The organism is Streptomyces sp. NBC_00252, from assembly GCF_036187565.1.
Taxonomy (GTDB): domain Bacteria; phylum Actinomycetota; class Actinomycetes; order Streptomycetales; family Streptomycetaceae; genus Streptomyces.
Genome location: NZ_CP108087.1, coordinates 4,391,524 through 4,410,382, shown reverse-complemented (window position 1 = coordinate 4,410,382; position 18,859 = coordinate 4,391,524). Strand labels below are relative to the sequence as shown.

The 18,859-nt window shown below is 69.5% G+C and carries 15 protein-coding genes and 1 tRNA gene; 7 read left to right on the top strand and 9 right to left on the bottom strand.

The annotated features are described in order from the left end of the window. Positions 1-533: 533 nt before the first annotated feature. Together OHT77_RS19090 and OHT77_RS19085 are read left to right on the top strand one after the other, a co-directional pair. A complete protein-coding gene (locus tag OHT77_RS19090) occupies positions 534-1,922 on the top strand; it encodes an NAD(P)/FAD-dependent oxidoreductase (RefSeq protein ID WP_328829707.1) in 1,389 nt (462 codons plus the stop codon). Between the two features lie 247 nt (positions 1,923-2,169). Beyond that, the gene (locus OHT77_RS19085; protein ID WP_328829706.1) at positions 2,170-3,462 is read left to right on the top strand and encodes a cyclopropane-fatty-acyl-phospholipid synthase family protein; all 1,293 of its coding nucleotides are present in this window, start codon (positions 2,170-2,172) and stop codon (positions 3,460-3,462) included. A gap of 66 nt (positions 3,463-3,528) precedes the next feature. Here OHT77_RS19085 and OHT77_RS19080 read toward each other — a convergent pair whose 3' ends face one another. After that, complete coding sequence (locus OHT77_RS19080) at positions 3,529-6,057, bottom strand: ABC transporter permease (protein ID WP_328829705.1); 2,529 nt, start codon at positions 6,055-6,057, stop codon at positions 3,529-3,531. Between the two features lie 225 nt (positions 6,058-6,282). After that, positions 6,283-7,083, bottom strand: coding sequence for an ABC transporter ATP-binding protein (locus OHT77_RS19075; RefSeq protein ID WP_328829704.1), 801 nt, complete (start codon positions 7,081-7,083; stop codon positions 6,283-6,285). Positions 7,084-7,486: 403 nt separating this feature from the next. Here OHT77_RS19075 and OHT77_RS19070 point away from each other — a divergent pair. From OHT77_RS19070 to OHT77_RS19060, 3 genes are all read left to right on the top strand, one after another. Then, positions 7,487-7,570 (top strand) — tRNA-Leu (locus OHT77_RS19070). Positions 7,571-7,762: 192 nt separating this feature from the next. Continuing rightward, entirely contained in the window at positions 7,763-8,947 is a 1,185-nt protein-coding gene (locus OHT77_RS19065) for a 4-hydroxybenzoate 3-monooxygenase (RefSeq protein ID WP_328829703.1), read from the top strand. A 171-nt stretch (positions 8,948-9,118) separates the two neighbouring features. Beyond that, a complete protein-coding gene (locus tag OHT77_RS19060) occupies positions 9,119-10,006 on the top strand; it encodes a Bax inhibitor-1/YccA family protein (RefSeq protein WP_328829702.1) in 888 nt (295 codons plus the stop codon). 101 nt (positions 10,007-10,107) lie between these two features. Here OHT77_RS19060 and OHT77_RS19055 read toward each other — a convergent pair whose 3' ends face one another. Next, entirely contained in the window at positions 10,108-10,338 is a 231-nt protein-coding gene (locus tag OHT77_RS19055) for a DUF4287 domain-containing protein (RefSeq protein ID WP_266771566.1), read from the bottom strand. 102 nt (positions 10,339-10,440) lie between these two features. Here OHT77_RS19055 and OHT77_RS19050 point away from each other — a divergent pair, with 102 nt between their 5' ends. Further along, positions 10,441-10,752, top strand: coding sequence for a hypothetical protein (locus OHT77_RS19050; RefSeq protein ID WP_328829701.1), 312 nt, complete (start codon positions 10,441-10,443; stop codon positions 10,750-10,752). A 201-nt stretch (positions 10,753-10,953) separates the two neighbouring features. Here OHT77_RS19050 and OHT77_RS19045 read toward each other — a convergent pair whose 3' ends face one another. The 3 genes from OHT77_RS19045 to OHT77_RS19035 all read right to left on the bottom strand — a co-directional run bounded on the left by OHT77_RS19045 (position 10,954) and on the right by OHT77_RS19035 (position 14,488). Continuing rightward, positions 10,954-11,742 carry a hypothetical protein gene (locus OHT77_RS19045; RefSeq protein ID WP_328829700.1) on the bottom strand — a complete coding sequence of 263 codons (789 nt, stop codon included), beginning with the start codon at positions 11,740-11,742 and terminating at the stop codon, positions 10,954-10,956. 274 nt (positions 11,743-12,016) lie between these two features. Beyond that, a complete protein-coding gene (locus OHT77_RS19040) occupies positions 12,017-13,237 on the bottom strand; it encodes an acetyl-CoA C-acetyltransferase (RefSeq protein ID WP_328829698.1) in 1,221 nt (406 codons plus the stop codon). 213 nt (positions 13,238-13,450) lie between these two features. Continuing rightward, on the bottom strand, positions 13,451-14,488 hold the full coding sequence (locus OHT77_RS19035) for an SGNH/GDSL hydrolase family protein (RefSeq protein WP_328829697.1): 1,038 nt from the start codon (positions 14,486-14,488) through the stop codon (positions 13,451-13,453). 215 nt (positions 14,489-14,703) lie between these two features. On the opposite strand from OHT77_RS19035, the gene OHT77_RS19030 reads away from it, so the two are divergent. Continuing rightward, entirely contained in the window at positions 14,704-16,095 is a 1,392-nt protein-coding gene (locus OHT77_RS19030; RefSeq protein ID WP_328829696.1) for a cystathionine beta-synthase, read from the top strand. Between the two features lie 408 nt (positions 16,096-16,503). On the opposite strand, the gene OHT77_RS19025 is transcribed toward OHT77_RS19030, so the two are convergent. From OHT77_RS19025 to OHT77_RS19015, 3 genes are all read right to left on the bottom strand, one after another. Further along, positions 16,504-16,932 carry a hypothetical protein gene (locus tag OHT77_RS19025; RefSeq protein WP_328834279.1) on the bottom strand — a complete coding sequence of 143 codons (429 nt, stop codon included), beginning with the start codon at positions 16,930-16,932 and terminating at the stop codon, positions 16,504-16,506. A 103-nt stretch (positions 16,933-17,035) separates the two neighbouring features. After that, on the bottom strand, positions 17,036-17,698 hold the full coding sequence (locus tag OHT77_RS19020) for a carbonic anhydrase (RefSeq protein WP_328829695.1): 663 nt from the start codon (positions 17,696-17,698) through the stop codon (positions 17,036-17,038). A gap of 109 nt (positions 17,699-17,807) precedes the next feature. After that, the gene (locus OHT77_RS19015; RefSeq protein ID WP_328829694.1) at positions 17,808-18,743 is read right to left on the bottom strand and encodes an ABC transporter substrate-binding protein; all 936 of its coding nucleotides are present in this window, start codon (positions 18,741-18,743) and stop codon (positions 17,808-17,810) included. Positions 18,744-18,859: the final 116 nt, after the last annotated feature.

Sequence of the window (18,859 nt, the reverse complement as noted above, 5' to 3'; positions counted from 1 at the left end):
GTGGTTCGTAGAAGCCCGTGTCAGGCCGCCCCTACGCCGATCTCCCCGCCCGCGCCGACAACTCCGCACTGCCCCCGGGCCCTCCGTAACCCCGAATTATTACTGACCAGTAGTAAACTCCTGAGCGGCCCATATAACGTATGAGCGGAAGCAGGGGCGCTCACGGACCCCCTTCAGAACGTGTCCGTAAGAAAGTTCGTGAAGTTCTTCACAAGGAATTCTGTCCAGTTGAGGGACCGGACTGCCCCGGTTGGCCCTTCCGGGGTGTGGATGGGTCTGGGAACGTGCTCGACGGGGTGGTGCGGGAGTGATTCGCGGGTGTTTCGGGAGGGTGTCGCTGAGGTGTGGTCCAGGGGGTCCCGGGGGGTAGAGCGGCAGCTCACGCGGCCTTGACAACGGGGCGAACCGACCCGTGGTTCAGCACCCGCGAGGTGCCCTGGATCATGCGAGTCGCGGAGGATAACACAGCCCCTGTGCAAGCTTGTGAAGGGGCGCACGAGCGACCCCCCAGGGGCAGGTGGATACTCGATGGCATGAGCACCACGGAGCGTCCCAGGATCCTCGTAGTAGGCGGTGGGTACGTAGGCCTGTACGCAGCTCGGCGCATTCTCAAGAAGATGCGCTACGGCGAGGCGACCGTCACGGTCGTCGACCCCCGGTCGTACATGACCTACCAGCCCTTCCTCCCCGAAGCCGCCGCCGGCAGCATCTCCCCTCGGCACGTCGTCGTCCCGCTGCGACGCGTCCTGCCCAAGGCGGAGGTCCTCACCGGCCGGGTCACCACCATCGACCAGGACCGCAAGGTCGCCACGATCGCCCCCCTCGTGGGCGAGGCGTACGAGCTGCCTTTCGACTACCTCGTCATCGCGATGGGCGCGGTCTCCCGCACCTTCCCGATCCCCGGCCTCGCCGAACAGGGCATCGGCATGAAGGGCATCGAGGAGTCCATCGGCCTGCGCAACCACGTCCTCGAGCAGCTCGACAAGGCCGACTCCACCACCGACGAGGAGATCCGCCGCAAGGCGCTCACCTTCGTCTTCATCGGCGGCGGTTTCGCCGGTGCGGAGACCATCGGTGAGGTCGAGGACATGGCCCGGGACGCGGCCAAGTACTACACCAACGTCTCCCGCGAGGACATGCGCTTCGTCCTCGTCGACGCCGCCGACAAGATCCTCCCGGAGGTCGGCCCCAAGCTCGGCCTCTACGGCAAGGAGCACCTGGAGAGCCGCGGGATCGAGATCTACCTCTCGACCTCGATGGACTCCTGCGTCGACGGCCACGTCGTGCTGAAGAACGGCCTCGAGGTCGACTCCAACACGATCGTGTGGACGGCCGGCGTCAAGCCGAACCCCGTTCTCTCCCGCTTCGGCCTCCCGCTCGGCCCGCGCGGTCACGTCGACGCCCAGCCGACCCTCCAGGTCACCGGCACCGACTACGTCTGGGCCGCCGGCGACAACGCCCAGGTGCCCGACATCGCCAGCCGCAAGGCCGGCGTCGAGAACGCCTGGTGCCCGCCGAACGCCCAGCACGCGCTGCGCCAGGCGAAGGTCCTCGGCGACAACGTGATCTCCGGTATGCGGGGCTTCCCGCAGAAGGAGTACTCGCACGCCAACAAGGGTGCGGTGGCGGGCCTCGGCCTCCACAAGGGCGTCGCGATGATCGTCATGGGCAAGATGAAGATCAAGGTCAAGGGCCGCCTCGCGTGGTACATGCACCGCGGCTACCACGGTCTGGCCATGCCGACCTGGAACCGCAAGATCCGCGTCTTCGCCGACTGGACGCTCGCGATGTTCCTCAAGCGCGAGGTCGTCTCGCTCGGCGCCATGGAGAACCCCCGCGAGGAGTTCTACGAGGCCGCCAAGCCGGCGCCGGCTCCGGCCGCCGCCGCGGCGAAGACCGAGGAGAAGGCCAAGGCCTCCTGACCACCTCCGGTCACCGCTGACCCGTAGTACCCGCAGTACCCGCAGTACCCGCAGTACCTGCAAGCCCTAAGGGGCCGTCCGCCATCCGTGGTGCGGGCGGCCCCTTCGGCGTGCTGCACGTGTCACCTCCATGGCCGCTACATCTATTTTGCCTACTCGTAATGCTCAAGCAGGACTGCGATCGGGCCTGGCCGGTGTTTACGTAGTGATGGACAATTCCGGGATCCGCGTCACGGAGGTGTGCGCCATGGCTGATGCCGCGCTGCGGCTCAAATCCCTCTTCGAACAGCTGCTGGGAACCCCGATCCCGGTGCGCATCCGCGCCTGGGACGGTTCCGAGGCAGGGCCGCCCGATGCGCCGACGTTGGTCGTACGCAATCGCCGTGCCCTGCGCCGACTCCTGTGGAAACCCGGCGAACTGGGCATGGCCCGCGCCTGGGTCTCCGGCGACCTGGGCATCGAGGGCGACCTGTACGCGGCGCTCGACGCGATGTCCGAGCTGGTGTGGGAGCGCGGCGAGGACGCCCGTACCCTCGCCCAGGCCCTGCGCGACCCCGAGGTGCGCTCCGCCGTCCGCGGACTGGTCAAGCTCGCCGGACTCCCGCTGCCGCCCGCCCCGCCCCCGGAAGAGGTCCGCCGCAGCCGCGCCCATCTCCACACCAAGCGCACCGACAAGCGCGCCATCAGCCACCACTACGACGTCGGCAACGACTTCTACGAGATCGTCCTCGGCCCCTCGATGGTCTACTCGTGCGCCTACTGGGAGTCCCCGGACGGCACCCTGGAGGACGCCCAGCGCGACAAGCTCGAACTCATCTGCCGCAAGCTGGAGTTGACGCCGGGTCAGCGCCTCCTCGACGTCGGCTGCGGCTGGGGTTCGATGGCGATCCACGCGGCCCGCGAGTACGGCGTGAGCGTGGTCGGCGTGACCCTCTCCCAGGAGCAGGCGGCCTACGCCCGTAAGCGCGTCGCGGGCGAGGGGCTCACCGACAAGGTGGAGATCCGGGTGCAGGACTACCGGGACGTCGCCGACGGGCCCTACGACGCCATCTCCTCCATCGGCATGGCCGAACACGTGGGCTCCGAGCGGTACTTGGAGTACGCCAGGGACCTCTTCGCCTTGCTCAGACCGGGCGGGCGGCTGCTGAACCACCAGATCGCCCGCCGCCCCTGGCAGGACGAATCGGCGTACGACATCGACGAGTTCATCGACGCGTACGTCTTCCCCGACGGTGAACTCGCCCCGATCGGCACCACCGTGACGCAGTTGGAGCGCGCCGGCCTCGAAGTGCGGGACGTCGAGGTCATCCGCGAGCACTACGCGCTCACCCTGCGCCGCTGGGTCGCCAACCTGGAGGCCGACTGGGCACGTGCCGCCAAGCTCGCCGGGGTGGGCCGGGCGCGCGTGTGGCGGCTGTACATGGCGGCCTCCGCGCTCGCCTTCGAGCGCAACCGCATCGGCGTCAACCAGGTCCTGGCGGTCCGGACCCCGGACGGCGGGAACTCCGGGATGCCGTTGCGCGCCCGCAGTTGGAACTGACGCGGCTTTCCGAACAACAGAAGGGGCCCCGTTCCGGATCGGAACGGGGCCCCGACTCGTTTGCTGCTACTCGGACTTGATGGCCGACAGCATGTTGAGCCTGGCCGCGCGCCGGGCCGGCCACAGGGCCGCGAGGACGCCGACCGTGCCCGCGAGGAGCAGGAAGAGCGCCATCCGCGCCCACGGGATGACCAGCGCGTACGTCGACATCTTCGCGCCGATCAGCTCACCGGCCGCCCAGCCGAAGAACACGCCGAGGCCGATGCCGAGCACCCCGCCGAAGAGCGAGATGACCAGGGACTCCAGGCGGACCATCCGCTTGATGCCCTTGCGGTCGAGGCCGATCGCGCGCAGCATCCCGATCTCCTGCGAGCGCTCGAAGACCGACATGGCCAGGGTGTTGATGACCCCGAGGACCGCGACGATCACCGCCATCGCGAGGAGGCCGTAGACCATGTTGAGGATCAGGGTGAAGACCTGCGCGATGCTGTCGGAGAGGTCCTTCTTGTCCTGGACCTTCACGGCCGGGTTGGAGCCGAGGGCCTTCTCCAGCTTGTCCTTCGTCGCACTCGACGCGCCGTCCGCCGTCTTGACCAGGATCTGCATGTCGGCCGGGTCGGTCTGGTGCGGGGCGAGCGTCGCGTTGTCGAGCATGATGCCGCGGATGAGCGCGTTGCCCTCGTAGACCGCGGAGACGGTCAGCTGCTGCGCCTTGCCGTCCTCGTAGTGCGCGGTGAAGGTCGAACCGGCCTTCCAGTGACGGGACTTGGCCGTGTCGTCGTCTACGACCACCTGGGTACCGGCGACCTTGAAGGTGCCGCTGTCGACCTTGAGGTCGGTGAGCTTGGTGATCGCCGAGCCGTTGACGCCGGTGAGGAACTCGGAGGTGCCGTCGATGCGCGAGGGGGCGTTGCGCAGCGGGCTGGTGGCGGTGATGCCGGAGGTGGTGGTGAGGGTCTTGTCGACGTCCGGGGAGAGCGAGTTGCCGTTCGCCATCGAGACGACGTAGTCGGCGCTGATCGCGGACGAGGCCATCTTGTCGATCGCCTGCTGGAGGCTGCCCGCCATCACCGTCATACCGGTGATGAGGGTGAGGCCGATCATCAGCGCGGACGCGGTGGCGGCCGTACGGCGCGGGTTGCGCACCGAGTTCTGGCGGGCCAGCTTGCCGGAGATCCCGAAGATCCGCAGGACCGGAGCCGAGGCCGCGATCAGCGGGCGGGACAGCAGCGGGGTCAGGATGAACACACCGATGATGAGGAGGACGGCGCCGAGCCCCATGGGGGCCTGGCCGTCGGAGCCGCTCATCGACGTGGCCGCGATGACGACCGCGATGCCCGCGCCGGAGAACAGCGCGCCGAGCGTGTTGCGCAGGACGAGCGACTTGGTGGTGGCCGTCGCGTGCAGGCTGCTCATCGCGGCGACCGGCGGGATCTTCGCGGCGCGACGGCCGGGCAGCCAGGCGGCGAGCATCGTGATGAGGATGCCGACCGCGAGGGCGCTCAGGACCGTGTTCGAGGTGATGACCAGCGGGCCGTCCGGGACGGTCGCGCCGATCGTGCCCATCAGGGCCCGCAGCCCGGCGCCGATGCCGATACCGGCGACCAGACCGGCCACCGCGGCGACCGCGCCGACCACGAACGCCTCGAGCAGCACCGACCGTGTGACCTGCCTGCGGGAGGCGCCGACGGCGCGCAACAGGGCCAGTTCCTTGGTGCGTTGGGCGACCAGCATGGTGAAGGTGTTGGCGATGATGAACGTGCCGACGAAGAGCGCGATGCCCGCGAAGACCAGCAGACCCTGCTTGAGCCCGCTCATCGAGGAGGCGATCGTCTCGGCCTGGTCGTCGGCGAGCTTCTTGGCGGTGGTGGTCTCGGTGAGCCCCTTCGGCAGGGCACTGTCCAGCTGCGCCTTCAGCGCGGCCTGACTGGTCCCGGCCGCGGCCTTCACGTCGATCTCGTCGTACGTCCCGGCCTTGCCGAACAGCTTCTGCGCGGTCGCGGTGTCGAAGAGGGCGAGGCTGCCGCCGGCGGTGACATTGCCGTCGTCGGTGGTGAAGATGCCGGTGACCTTCGGGGTCAGGACGGGGCCGTCGACCGAGATGCGCACGGTGTCGCCGACCTTGTACCCGGCGCGCTTGGCGGTCTCGGAGTCGATGGCCACCTCGCCCGAACCGTGGGGCGCCGTACCGGACGTGAGGGGGTAGCGGGCGTCCTTGTCCCCCCAGTAGTTGCCGCCCTCCGACTGGAAGCCGCCGCCGATGAGCTTGCCCTTCTTGTCGGCGATGGCGGTGAAGCCGTTGACGACACCGGTCGCGGACGCGGCGCCCGGCACCTTGGCGCTGGTGTCCAGCATGGCCTGGGTCAGCTCGGGGGTCTTGCCGACGGTGTCGCCCTCGCCGTCCTGGTGCTTCGCCTGGACGGCGACGTCGACCTGGTCGAAGCCCTTGGCCGAGCTGTTCTGGAAGGCGTTCGAGATGGTGTTGGTGAAGACCAGGGTCCCCGACACGAACGCGACGCCGAGCATCACGGCGAGCACGGTCATGAGGAGCCGGGCCTTGTGCGCGAGTACGTTGCGCAAGGCGGTACGGAACATGGGTCTACTCAGTCCAGGTCTACGAGGGGTGAGCCGGGCGGCGGAGCCGGGCCGGGGCGGTGAAGTCGGGCCCTGGGCGGCGGAGTCGGGCGCCGCCGGGCAGCGAAGTCGGGGGCCCTGGCGGTGAAGCCGGCTGCCGGGGCTGCGATGTCGGGGGCGGAGACGGTGAACGCCGCGCCCCGTACGGCGGGTTGAGGTGCCGTCAGGTGACGCGGCCGGAGCCGGTCAGCTGGTGCGGCCCTTGGCGTCGAACTCGGGGGTCTGGGGGTTTCCCCCAGAAAGGCGCAGCATGCGGTCGAGCACCGAGTCCGCCGTCGGCTCGTGGACCTCGTCGACGATGCGGCCGTCCGCGAGGAACACCACCCGGTCCGCGTACGCCGCGGCCACCGGGTCGTGGGTGACCATGACCACCGTCTGCCCCAGCTCCCGTACGGAGTTGCGGAGGAAGCCCAGCACCTCGGCGCCGGAGCGCGAGTCCAGGTTTCCGGTCGGCTCGTCGCCGAAGATGATGTCGGGGCGGGAGGCCAACGCCCGTGCCACGGCGACGCGTTGCTGCTGGCCGCCGGAGAGCTGGGAGGGGCGGTGCTTTAGCCGGTCGGCGAGGCCGATCATCGTGATCACCGAGTCCAGCCACTGCTTGTCCGGCTTGCGGCCCGCGATGTCCATCGGGAGGGTGATGTTCTCCAGGGCCGTCAGCGTCGGCAGCAGGTTGAACGCCTGGAAGATGAAGCCGATCTTGTCCCGGCGCAACTTCGTGAGCTGCTTGTCCTTCAGGGAGCCCAGCTCGGTGTCACCGATCCGCACGGAACCGGACGAGAAGGTGTCGAGGCCGGCCACGCAGTGCATCAGCGTGGACTTGCCGGACCCGGAGGGGCCCATGATCGCGGTGAACTCGGCCTGCCGGAAGTCGATGGAGACCCGGTCGAGGGCGACCACCTGGGTCTCGCCCTGTCCGTAGATCTTGGAAAGATCCGTGGCACGCGCGGCCACGGCGGTGGTCCGGTCGGCGATGGGGGTGGTGGTCACGGAAGGCGCTCCTGTCGGGACGACGGTACTGCTGGGGACGTGTCCCATCCTCTCCGCCCGATCGCGCCGTGTAGTCAGCCGCTGTTCCGGTTCCTGGGACAGCCTCCAGTCGGACTGCGCTCAGCGCTGTCATACCTGGGGATGAGGACCGACCCGGAGACGGCCCCTGAGTCGGCTTCGCGTCAAGAACCGGTGGAGCACCCTCGTTCGGGCGGTGAAATTCCGTCATTCCGCATGCGAGCCCCCAGACCGCGCGCAAGGCTATTGGCAAGTGCTGATGGCTCTTTCCACGGTCTGATGCACCCTCAGACATCAATAAAATAAGACAACATCGGTCCGCCCGCCCGCTGTTGGGGAGGCGCGTCCCGATAGGCTCGTGACCTCGATGCGGAGCCCACGGCCTGCCCGGATGGTGGAATGCAGACACGGCGAGCTTAAACCTCGCTGCCCCTTCGCGGGCGTGCCGGTTCAAGTCCGGCTCCGGGCACCTCCGACGTTTTTTCGCACACTTCCCCAACCGTTGACAGGCGACCCACGCGGTCGGAGACTTGGGGCGTACCAGCAAGGTGAAGGAAATTTCACCATGCGAACACGCGTCGAGGGCGCGCCCTGCGGCTACGCACCGCGAGCGTGCACGGGGGCCGCGCGTGACCGTCGCCCGCTCGAAAGGGAACGTCCGATGCGTACCACCGTCGGCATCATCGGAGCCGGCCCCGCCGGGCTCCTGCTCGCTCGGCTGTTGCACAACGCCGGGATCGACTCGGTCGTGCTGGAGAGCCGGGACCGGGAGTACGTGGAGCACCGGCAGCGGGCCGGGATTCTGGAGCAGGGCACGGTCGACGTGCTGCGGGCGGCCGGTGCGGGGGAGCGGCTGGACCGGGAGGGGCTGCGGCACGACGGGATCGAGCTGCGGTTCGACCGGAAGCGGCACCGGGTGGACTTCCCGGCCCTCACCGGCGGTCGTAGCGTCACCGTCTACGCGCAGACCGAGGTGTGCAAGGACCTGATCGCCCTTCAACTCGCCGACGGGGCACCGCTGTTGTTCGGGGCGGAGGCGTTGGAGGTGGAGAGGGCGGCGAGTGACAGGCCGCGCGTCCGCTTCCGGTACCAGGGGCGTGAGGACGTCCTCGACTGCGACTACGTCGTCGGGTGCGACGGGTTCTGGGGCGTCGCGCGCAACGCGATCCCCGCGGAGCTGACCCGCGTCTTCGAGCGGTCGTACCCCTACGCCTGGCTCGGCATCCTCGCCGACGTCGCGCCCTCCCACGACGAGCTGGTCTACGCCCGCCACGACCGCGGCTTCGCCCTCCTCTCCATGCGCTCGCCGTCCGTCTCCCGGCTCTACCTCCAGGTGGCGGAGGGCACGGACGCGGAGAGCTGGAGCGACGACGACATCTGGGACGAGCTGGAGCGGCGGTTCGAGACGGAGGACGGATGGCGGCTGGAGCGCGGGCCCGTCACCCAGAAGTCCGTCACCCCGATGCGGTCGTACGTCCACGAGCCCATGCGACACGGACGGCTCTTCCTCGCGGGGGACGCGGCGCACATCGTCCCGCCGACCGGAGCCAAGGGCCTCAACCTCGCCGTCGGCGACGTCGTCACCTTCGCGCGGGCACTGACGTACAAGAAGGAGACGGGCGGCGACGAACGGCTCGACGCGTACTCCGCCACCTGTCTCCGACGGGTCTGGCAGGCCGAGCGGTTCTCCTACGACATGACGAGCCTCCTGCACCGCGCGCCCGGCGCGACGCCCTTCGAGGGGCGGCTCCAGCTGGCCCGCCTTGAGCGGATCGCGGCGTCCAGGGCGGCCGAGACGGATCTTGCCGAGGCGTACACCGGGTTCCCCTTCGACGAGCAGGGATAAGGGGTCTTCAAGGGCGGCGTCACGGCTTGGTACCAGTGTGCGCGGGGCGTGCGCTCCACCGCGTACCTTGGCAGGACGAGGGGAAGATCCTCCCCAAGAGGTAGGGTCAATCCTTTGCCTACCTATTACTCTTGAGCCCAAGGCCGCGCGAGGCGGCCATGGAGGAGTGAAATGAGGAGCAGAAACCCGGTCTTCTCGCGACGGGGGTTCAGCCGCGACAACGGCTACGCGGGCTTCAACACCGCGCCGCAGGCCGGGAGCCCCGCCGTGGGCACGCAGGGGAACCCCTACGCGGGCGGCAACCCGTACGCGCAGAACCCGTACGCCCAGCAGGACCTGCAGCAGGGCGCCCCGCCGCAGGCCCCGGCCACCACCGGCCGGATGACCATGGACGACGTCGTCCTGCGCACCGGCACCACCCTCGGCACGCTGATCGTGACGGCCGCCCTCGCCTGGGCGCTGCTTCCGGTCGACGACGCCAACATCAACCGCTCGTACGGCATCGGCATCGGTGCCGCGCTGGTCGCGATGGTCCTGGCGTTCGTCCAGTCCTTCAAGCGCAAGCCCGTCCCGGCGCTGATCCTGTCGTACGCCGCACTGGAAGGCGTCTTCCTCGGCGTCGTCTCCAGCGTCGTCGACAACCGCATCGCGAGCGGCGCGGCCATGCAGGCCGTGATCGGCACGATGGCGGTCTTCGCCGGCGTCCTCATCGCGTACCGCGCGGGCTGGATCCGCGTGAACCGCCGGTTCTACGGCTTCGTGATGGCGGCCGCGCTCGGCTTCGTGCTGCTGATGGTCGTGAACATGCTGTTCGCGGTGTTCGGCGGCGGTGACGGCCTCGGCTTCCGCAGCGGCCCGCTCGGCATCTTCTTCGGCGTCGTCGGGATCATCCTCGGCGCGTGCTTCCTCGCCCTGGACTTCAAGCAGGTCGAGGACGGGATCGCCTACGGCGCGCCCAAGGAAGAGGCCTGGCTCGCGGCCTTCGGGCTCACGCTGACGCTGGTGTGGATCTACATGGAGTTCCTGCGACTCATCTCGATCCTCAACAGCAACAACTAGCGGTACGCCGGCGCCGGCCGCGTCGGCTTGCGCGAAAGGGCCCCGGGTTCGTTCCCGGGGCCCTTCGTCATGTCCGTGATGGGTTCGTCCGTGGTGCGCGCCTAGAGCAGTTTGCGCGCGGCCCTCCTCAGGTCGTACTCGTGAATGATCGCCTTGGCGTGGCCGTACGCGAGGTCGTGCTCGGCTCGGAGCCAGCTGACCTTCTCCTCGAAGCGGAAGAGGGCGGGGCCTTCGTCGACGGTGCGCAACCAGTCGGACACTTCACGACCGGTGCAGTGGGGAATGCGGGCGAGCAGATTCTGGTGGGTCTCCTGGGAGAACACTTGGGACATCGGCGCCTCCGGACGCATGGGGTGTAAGCCGGTCCTTCAGGTCACCGTGCCTGAGCGTTCGCCCGTTGGCAACAGTCCCGGTACGGCGCGTAGTCTCGCGGCGTGGTGGATACGACGCGGTTGACTCAAGCGGTGGATCACTTTGCGGACCGGCTCAGGGCCGCGCCGCAGAGTCGGTTGCAACGGGGCGCTGCCGCTGAGGCTTTGGGGCTGGCCAGGGAGTTTGCCCTGTGGGCGCAGCGGGTTGAGGATCCCTCGGGGGAGGCTCGGGAGATGCCGGATGCGGGGATGTTCGCCGCGGCGGATCAGATCACCGTTGCTGTCCATGACTTGGCGGTTGTGCTGGTGAGTGACGCCGAGGTTGAGCGGGCGGTGGAGTTGGTCGCGGAGGCGCAGAAGAGGGCGGGGGTCTGAGCTTCGTCGGCGGGTGCGGGTGCGTCGTGGCTGGTCGCGCAGTTCCCCGCGCCCCTGAAAGACGTAGGTCTGCCGGGACTTTCAGGTGGCCGCCGGGCGACTCTGAACGCAGTTCCGCCCGGGCTCCCTCAGGGGCGCGGGGAACTGCGCGACCAGCCCCCACTCGCCCCCACTCGACGACGTACCCGGACGTCCCCGGAATCAAAGGGACGCTATGACCCGGTCCGCCAGGATGTAGACGTTCTCCTCGCCGCACGCGAACGTCAACGTGTACGCGCCGGAGACTCCCGAGCCGCCGAGGAGGAACGGGGTTTCGCCCGCGTGGAGGGCCGCGGCGAGGCGTTCGGCGGTTTCGCGGTGGCCGGGGGTCATGCAGAGGGTCGTGCCGTCGACGAAGACGTAGACGTCGAGGGTGCCCAGAGGGCCGGGGCGGACGTCGGCCAGTTCCACGGCGGACTCGGCCAGCTCCTCCAGCGTCGCCACCGTGCGTTCGTGGTCGTTGGCCACGGGTGACTGGGCCGGGACGAAGTCCGGGTGGGACGGGTGGCGGCGACGGGCCGCGGCCAGTTCCGGGGACTCGCCGGCGAACTCGTCGGCGTCCGCGGACAGCTCGGTGACCGGCTCCAGCGGTTCGAGGCCCGCGAAGTCGCTCTGACGGGGCAGGAACAGCTCACTGTCGGGCAGACCCAGCAGGGTCGGCACCTCGGTGTCGCGGGCTTCCTGGGCGGCCCAGAAGGCGCGCGCCTCGGCCAGCTCCCGCTCCCGCTCCTCGGCCAGCGCCTCGGCCACGGCGGCGCGTATCTCATCCGCGTCGGTGTGGCTGCGTGCGGCGGGGACGAGCGCGCGTACGGCGGCGGCTCTGCCCTCGGCGAGTTCGGTGTGCAGGGCTGCCACCTGGCGACGGAGCACCAAGAGGGTGCGCAGGACGGCGACGCCCACGGCGCCAACGGCGGCCGTGGTGAGCAGCAAAGCGATCGGCATGGCGCTCACTGACGTACTCCCGGTTCAAAGTCGACCCCCGACTTCCTACATCAGCTTGAAGGGCGGACTAACCAGCTGTCAGTGCGTAACGTCACGAAACGGGCAGGACTTTGGGCCCGATGTTTGGTGGTGAAACGGTCCTGACCTGGGGAAATCCCTCTTCGAAGGGAGATAGGTCACATCCTGGGGGAGATTGGATCACAAATCGGCCCAGAACCCAGGCGGTTGCTGGGTTCCGGGCCGGAAGGTGACGCAAAGTTCCCGTGCGGCTACGGGCAGTTGACTAGCTGAGGCGCTCGATGACCATCGCCATGCCCTGGCCGCCGCCGACGCACATCGTCTCCAGACCGAACTGCTTGTCGTGGAACTGGAGGGAGTTGATCAGCGTGCCGGTGATGCGGGCGCCGGTCATGCCGAAGGGGTGGCCGACGGCGATGGCGCCGCCGTTCACGTTCAGCTTCTCCAGCGGGATGTTCAGGTCGCGGTAGGACGGGATCACCTGGGCGGCGAACGCCTCGTTGATCTCGAACAGGTCGATGTCGTCGACGGTGAGACCGGCGCGGCCCAGCGCCTGCTTCGACGCCTCGACCGGGCCGAGGCCCATGATCTCGGGGGAGAGGCCGGAGACGCCGGTCGACACGATCCGGGCCAGCGGGGTCAGGCCCAGCTCGCGGGCCTTGGTGTCGCTCATGATGACGACCGCGGCCGCGCCGTCGTTCAGCGGGCAGCAGTTGCCGGCCGTGACCATGCCGTCGGGGCGGAACACCGGCTTCAGGCCGGAGACGCCCTCCAGGGTGACGCCGGCGCGCGGGCCGTCGTCCTTCGACACGACCGTGCCGTCGGGCAGCGTGACCGGGGTGATCTCGCGCTGCCAGAAGCCGTTCTTCAGGGCTTCCTCGGCGAGGTTCTGCGAGCGGACGCCGAACTCGTCCATGTCCTGGCGGGTGACGCCCTTGATCCGGGCGAGGTTCTCCGCGGTCTGGCCCATCGCGATGTACGGGTCGGGGAGCAGGCCGTCCTCGCGCGGGTCGTGCCAGGTCGAACCCTCGGACGCGGCGGTGGCGGCGGTGCGGGCCTGCGCCTCGGCGAAGACCGGGTTGGTGGTGTCCGGGAGGCCGTCCGAGCTGCCCTTGGCGTAACGGGAGACCATCTCGACACCGGCCGAGATGAAGACGTCGCCCTCGCCGGCCTTGATGGCGTGCAGGGCCATGCGGCTGGTCTGCAGCGACGAGGAACAGTAGCGGGTGATCGTGCAGCCCGGCAGGTGGTCCATGCCCAGCTGTACGGCGACGATCCGGCCGAGGTTGTAGCCCTGCTCACCGCCGGGGAGGCCGCAGCCGAGCATCAGGTCCTCGATGAGCTTCGGGTCCAGCTCGGGGATCTTCGCGAGGGCGGCCTGGATGATCGTGGCGGTGAGGTCGTCCGGGCGCAGGTCCTTGAGGGAGCCCTTGACGGCGCGGCCGATGGGGGAGCGGGCGGTCGAGACGATGACGGCTTCGGGCATCACGGCTCCATTGGCGTACGTACGGTGATGTGCAGGGCTTCTTGGGAAGTTACCCGCACGTATGGCCAAGGTCACGGCATGGGCGGTGTGACCCTGGCCGCAATTGTCTAAGCGCTTGCTTGGGCCTTCGGCGGACGGGTGGACGCGTCGGCAGGGATGGGCGTGCCCGGGGGCCGCGCCCCCAGACCCCCATCGGCCTGAACGGCCTCGCCCTCAGACCCCGGACGGGCTGGAGGGTGCCGTGTCCGGCTCGGGTACCCGCCGCCGCTTCCGGCGCTTCAGCAGGGCCCATGGACCCCGGGGACCCGTCGGCATCGCCGCCGTGACCTCCGTGCCCGGCTCCGAGGCGGCCTCCGCGGCCGCTCGTGCCACCGGCAGGAAGCCCTCGCGGCGGGACGCGTCCGGGCGGTCCTCGTCGGCCGGCCAGAGGCCCAGCGCGGCGCAGACGGTCGGGAGGACCGCCATGGCCGCCGTGGCGTAGCCCTCCGCGGAGGGGTGGAAGTTGTCCGGGCCGAACAGCTCACGCGGGTTCGCCGCGAACTCGGGGCCCAGCAGGTCGCCCAGCGACACCGTGCGGCCGCCCTGCTCGACCGTGCCGATCGTCTGGGCCGCCGCCAGCTGTCTGGACGCCCGGCGGGCCAGCCAGCGCAGGGGCTGCTGGACCTGCTCCACCGTCCCGAGGTCGGGACAGGTGCCGACGACGACCTCGGCGCCGGCCGTGCGCAGCCGTCGTACCGTCGCCGACAGATGGCGTACCGAGCGGGTCGGGTGCATGCGGTGGGTGACGTCGTTCGCGCCGATCATGATCACGCAGATGTCCGGCACCCGGGTGGTGTCCGCGAGGGCCAGCGCCACCTGGCGGTCCAGGTCGTCGGACTGGGCGCCGGGGAGCGCCACGTTGTGCAGCTCGACCGGGCGTTCCGCGACCGCCGCGAGGCCCGAGGCGAGCAGTGCGCCCGGGGTCTGCGCCGCCCGGTGCACGCCCTGCCCCGCGGCCGTGGAGTCGCCGAGCATGGTCAGGCGGAGCGGAGGTTCACCCGGGGTGTCGTAGGAATGGCCGTACCGGCCGTCGGCGCTGGGCACATGGTTGCTTCCCGGGCCGTGGCCGTTGCCCACATGCCGCTTCACGAACCGGACCTCGGCCAGCACCAGCCCGACGGCCGCCGCGCCCACCAGCCCGACCCCGCCACCGCCGTACGCCGCACCGGCCGCGATCCGCCGGGCCACCCGTGCCCTCGACATCCTCGTCATACGTCGCCGCCACCTCCTCTGAGCCGTCATCCACTCCTTGCCCCGAACAGCACGTCGCCCAATCTCAACAGTCGGTGAACGTGGATTTCGGGTGGCCCGGAGTGCGCCCGGCGGATGGTGCCGCGGGCGGGGATTCCCTGCGTACCGACCCCCCGAACGGGCCTTACGCTGACAGGACCATTCACGACACTTCTTTGCAGCAACCGGAGACAACGGTGCAATTCCACGACTCGATGATCAGCCTCGTCGGCAACACCCCGCTACTGAGGCTCAACAGCGTGACCGCGGGCATCCAGGCGACCGTTCTGGCCAAGGTGGAGTACTTCAACCCCGGCGGATCCGTGAAGGACCGCATCGCGCTGCGCATGATCGAGGCGGCCGAGAAGAGCGGGGAGCTTCAGCCCGGCGGCACCATCGTCGAGCCGACCAGCGGCAACACCGGCGTCGGCCTCGCCATCGTCGCCCAGCAGAAGGGGTACCACTGCATCTTCGTGTGCCCCGACAAGGTGTCCACGGACAAGATCAACGTGCTGCGCGCGTACGGCGCCGAGGTGGTCGTGTGCCCCACCGCCGTGGACCCCGAGCACCCGGATTCGTACTACAACGTCTCCGACCGCCTGGTCCGTGAGACGCCGGGTGCCTGGAAGCCGGACCAGTACTCGAACCCGAACAACCCCCTCTCCCACTACCACTCGACCGGCCCCGAGCTGTGGGAGCAGACGGAGGGGAAGATCACCCATTTCGTCGCGGGTGTGGGCACCGGCGGGACCATCTCCGGCACCGGGCGTTACCTCAAGGACGCCAGCGAGGGCCGGGTGCAGGTCATCGGCGCCGACCCCGAGGGGTCCGTCTACTCCGGCGGCTCCGGGCGGCCGTATCTCGTCGAGGGTGTCGGTGAGGACTTCTGGCCGACCGCCTACGACCGGACCGTCGCGGACGAGATCGTCCCCGTGTCCGACAAGGACTCCTTCCAGATGACCCGCCGGCTGGCCAAGGAGGAGGGGCTGCTGGTCGGCGGCTCCTGCGGCATGGCCGTCGTGGCCGCGCTGCGGGTCGCCGAGCGGCTCGGGCCTGACGATGTCGTCGTCGTGCTGCTGCCCGACAGCGGGCGCGGTTACTTGTCGAAGATCTTCAACGACGAGTGGATGGCCGACTACGGCTTCCTCGAGGACGAGGGTCCCAGCGCCCGCGTCGCCGACGTCCTGAACGACAAGGTGCACGGCGCCATCCCGTCGCTCGTGCACATGCACCCGGAGGAGTCGGTCGGCGAGGCCATCGAGGTGCTGCGCGAGTACGGCGTCTCGCAGATGCCGATCGTGAAGCCGGGCGCCGGTCACCCCGACGTCATGGCGGCGGAGGTCGTCGGCTCGGTCGTCGAACGGGAGCTGCTGGACGCCCTGTTCACCCAGCGCGCCTCCCTGACCGACCCGCTGGAGAAGCACATGTCGGCCCCGCTGCCGCAGGTCGGCTCCGGTGAACCGGTGGGCGACCTGATGTCCGTGCTGGGCGCCGCCGACGCGGCCATCGTCCTGGTCGAGGGCAAGCCCACCGGTGTCATCAGCCGGCAGGACCTGCTGTCCTTCCTCGCCAAGGGCGGGAAGCAGTAGCGAACGTCCGGTGAACGGGCCGTGTCGACGGCGACTTTGCGGTTGCCCACCGAAACGGTGGACTTCGCGGAAGTGGTACGAGGGCGTCACGTCCACGCAGCACACGCTTAACAAGCGTCGTGCAGATTAGTGGGTGTCGGCAGGGCGGGAGCGGCTCCCCGCCTCGCCGACACAAAAACGGCGTCACGGACCTCCGGAGCGGCTCCCGGACCTCCACCGACGCCTAGGACGCGCACGCCCGGTCCTGACCCGGCACGCGTCCCTCGCGGGGACCGCCGTCGTCCCGCCCTCCCGGCAACGGGGGGTGCGGCGGTCCCCGCGCATAGCTTTTCTACGGCCCGTACTTCTCCGCGGCCCAACTGCCCAGGCGCGTAAGGCCGTTCAGCCTTCGCGACCTTCCCGGCCCGCTCAGTCCTCCCAGTCGCTGTCCTGGGACGACGTGCGCCGCCGTCCGCCGAAGAGCCCCGGGTTGGACCGCGCGGCCTGGACGACGTTCACGCCGACGATGCCGGCCCAGGCCACCAGCAGGCCGGGGAGGTGGGCGATGCCGCCGCCGATCGCGGAGAGCGGGATCGCCAGGACCATGGAGACGATGCCGAAGCCGAAGCGTTCGCCCCAGGAGTCGGCGCCCTGGGGTGAACGGGAGCCGCGGGCGACCACCATCTGCTGCTCGGCCATCTGCCGTCGCACCCGGCGCTCCACCGCGCCGTCGATGCGCTGGTCGACCTTCTCCAGGAAGGAGTCGACCAGCGCCGACTCGTACTCGTCGCCCAGTTCCCTGCGCGCCTGCAGGGTGGCGTTGAGTTCCTTCTTGAGTTCGACGTCGTGCGCGTCCATTCCCGTCATGCGACTCAGGTTAGGGAGCCGTCGCCCCCGCTGCACTGGGGATAGCCCCCCTGTTGGGCGTGGGGTTCACCGCGAGTACCCCGAGCGGGTCGCGCTACGGCAGCAGGGTCACGAGGCCCGTGTCGAGGTCGAAGCGGGCCGCGACGACGTGCGCGGAGGTGAAGGCGGGGTCGGCGCGGATCGCGTCCCGGACCCAGGCCGTGTGCGCGGTCATCGTGTGCTCGGCCCAGTCGCCGGGCAGGGCGCGGGTGCGGCGCGCGGCCGGGGTGATCTCGTCGACCAGGAGCGCGAGATGGCCGGGGACGGGCGCGCCGGTCTCCAGGTGCGCGAGGGTCGCCGCGACCGCGCCGCAGCGCTCGTGGCCGAGCACCATCACCAGGGGGATGCGCAGTTCCTCGACGCCGTACTGGATGGAGGCGAGGACCGCCTCGTCCAGGACCTCGCCCGCTGTCCTTATGCACAACAGGTCGCCGAGGCCCTGGTCGAAGACCAGCTCGGGCGGCACCCGGGAGTCGATGCAGCCGACGATCACCGCGAACGGGTGCTGAGCGGCGGCCAGTCGGCGGCGCAGCCGGCGGCTCTCGTCAGGGTGGCGGGAGTGGTCGGTGGCGTAGCGGCGGTTGCCGTCCAGGAGTTCGGCGAGCGCGGCGGAGGCGGTGGTCGGGCGGGTGAGCGGATCGGCGGCGGCGGTCGCGGGGGCGGTGGCCAGCGCGCCGACGGCGGTGGCCGTCAGGAAGGCCCTGCGGTTGGAGGCCATACGGTTCCTCAGGTGGTGAGCGTTTCATCACCCTACGCATGTGATCCGTCACCCTGAGTGTTCGTTTAACGACACTTGGCTGATTCCGCGTCAGATCATCGACCGGTCATTACTTCGTGATGCCGTGCTGTTCGGCATACGTGTTCGCCACGTCCTCCGGATCCTTCTTGTCCTTGTCCACCTGCCGGTTCAGCTCGGTGAGTTGGGCGGTGGTGAGGATGTTGCCCAGGCGTGCGAGGGCCTTGCGGACGGTGGGGTCGGCCACGCGGTCGGCGACGAGCGGGACGATGTGCTGACTGGGGATCAGCGTCTTGGGGTCGGTGAGGACGACCCAGTCGTTGGCCTTGATGTCGGTGTCGGTGGTGAACAGGTTCGCCACGTCCACATCGCCCTTCTTCAGCGCGCCCTTCACCAACGGCCCGTCGGAATCAAGGGACTTGAACTCCCTGAGCTCCACGCCGTAGACCGACTTCAGTCCTACGACGCCCACCTGACGGGTCTTCACCTCCGCGGAGGCGCCCAGGGTCAACTTGCCGTTGTGCTTCGCGAGATCGGCCAGCGAGGTGAGGCCGTACTTCCGGGCGGTCGCGCGGGTGACGACGAAGCAGTCCGCGTCCTCGGCGACGCCGTAGGGGAGGACCTGGAGGCCGGAGGGGAGGGCGAGGGTGAGGGCGTTCTGCATCTCGCCCGCCTCCGCGACCTTGGACTTGGGCTGGAGGTAGGTGAGCAGGGAGCCCTGGTACTCGGGGAGGAGGTCGATGTCGCCGCTCTGGAGGGCGGGGAAGACGATCTCGCGGGTGCCGAGGTTGGGGCGGACCTTGACCTTCACGCCGGCCGCTTCGAGGGCGGCGGCGTAGAGGTAGCCGAGGACCTGGTTCTCGGTGAAGTTGGCGGTGCCGATGGTCACGCCGTTCTTGCTGGAGGCGCTGCCACCGCCGGACGAGCCACCGCCGTCGAGCGAGGTGACACCGCTGGAGCAGGCGGACAGGACGGGGATCGCGACGGCCGTTCCGGCGAGGGCGCCGAGGAGGGTGCGACGGTTCATTTTCGGGTTCCTTCAGGTTCGGCGGGCGCCAAAGGGGGCGGGACTGTAGCGATGTGCGGCTACCGCAGCGCGAGCGCGACCAGCCACGACGGAGCCGCAGACGATCGACGGCATAT

Coding starts and splice junctions, on each gene's coding strand:
- OHT77_RS19090 (WP_328829707.1), top strand. CDS start 534: ATGAGCACCACGGAGCGTCCCAGGATCCTCGTAGTAGGCGGTGGGTAC.
- OHT77_RS19085 (WP_328829706.1), top strand. CDS start 2,170: ATGGCTGATGCCGCGCTGCGGCTCAAATCCCTCTTCGAACAGCTGCTG.
- OHT77_RS19080 (WP_328829705.1), bottom strand. CDS start 6,057: ATGTTCCGTACCGCCTTGCGCAACGTACTCGCGCACAAGGCCCGGCTC.
- OHT77_RS19065 (WP_328829703.1), top strand. CDS start 7,763: ATGCGTACCACCGTCGGCATCATCGGAGCCGGCCCCGCCGGGCTCCTG.
- OHT77_RS19060 (WP_328829702.1), top strand. CDS start 9,119: ATGAGGAGCAGAAACCCGGTCTTCTCGCGACGGGGGTTCAGCCGCGAC.
- OHT77_RS19055 (WP_266771566.1), bottom strand. CDS start 10,338: ATGTCCCAAGTGTTCTCCCAGGAGACCCACCAGAATCTGCTCGCCCGC.
- OHT77_RS19040 (WP_328829698.1), bottom strand. CDS start 13,237: ATGCCCGAAGCCGTCATCGTCTCGACCGCCCGCTCCCCCATCGGCCGC.
- OHT77_RS19035 (WP_328829697.1), bottom strand. CDS start 14,488: ATGACGAGGATGTCGAGGGCACGGGTGGCCCGGCGGATCGCGGCCGGT.
- OHT77_RS19025 (WP_328834279.1), bottom strand. CDS start 16,932: ATGGACGCGCACGACGTCGAACTCAAGAAGGAACTCAACGCCACCCTG.
- OHT77_RS19020 (WP_328829695.1), bottom strand. CDS start 17,698: ATGGCCTCCAACCGCAGGGCCTTCCTGACGGCCACCGCCGTCGGCGCG.
- OHT77_RS19015 (WP_328829694.1), bottom strand. CDS start 18,743: ATGAACCGTCGCACCCTCCTCGGCGCCCTCGCCGGAACGGCCGTCGCG.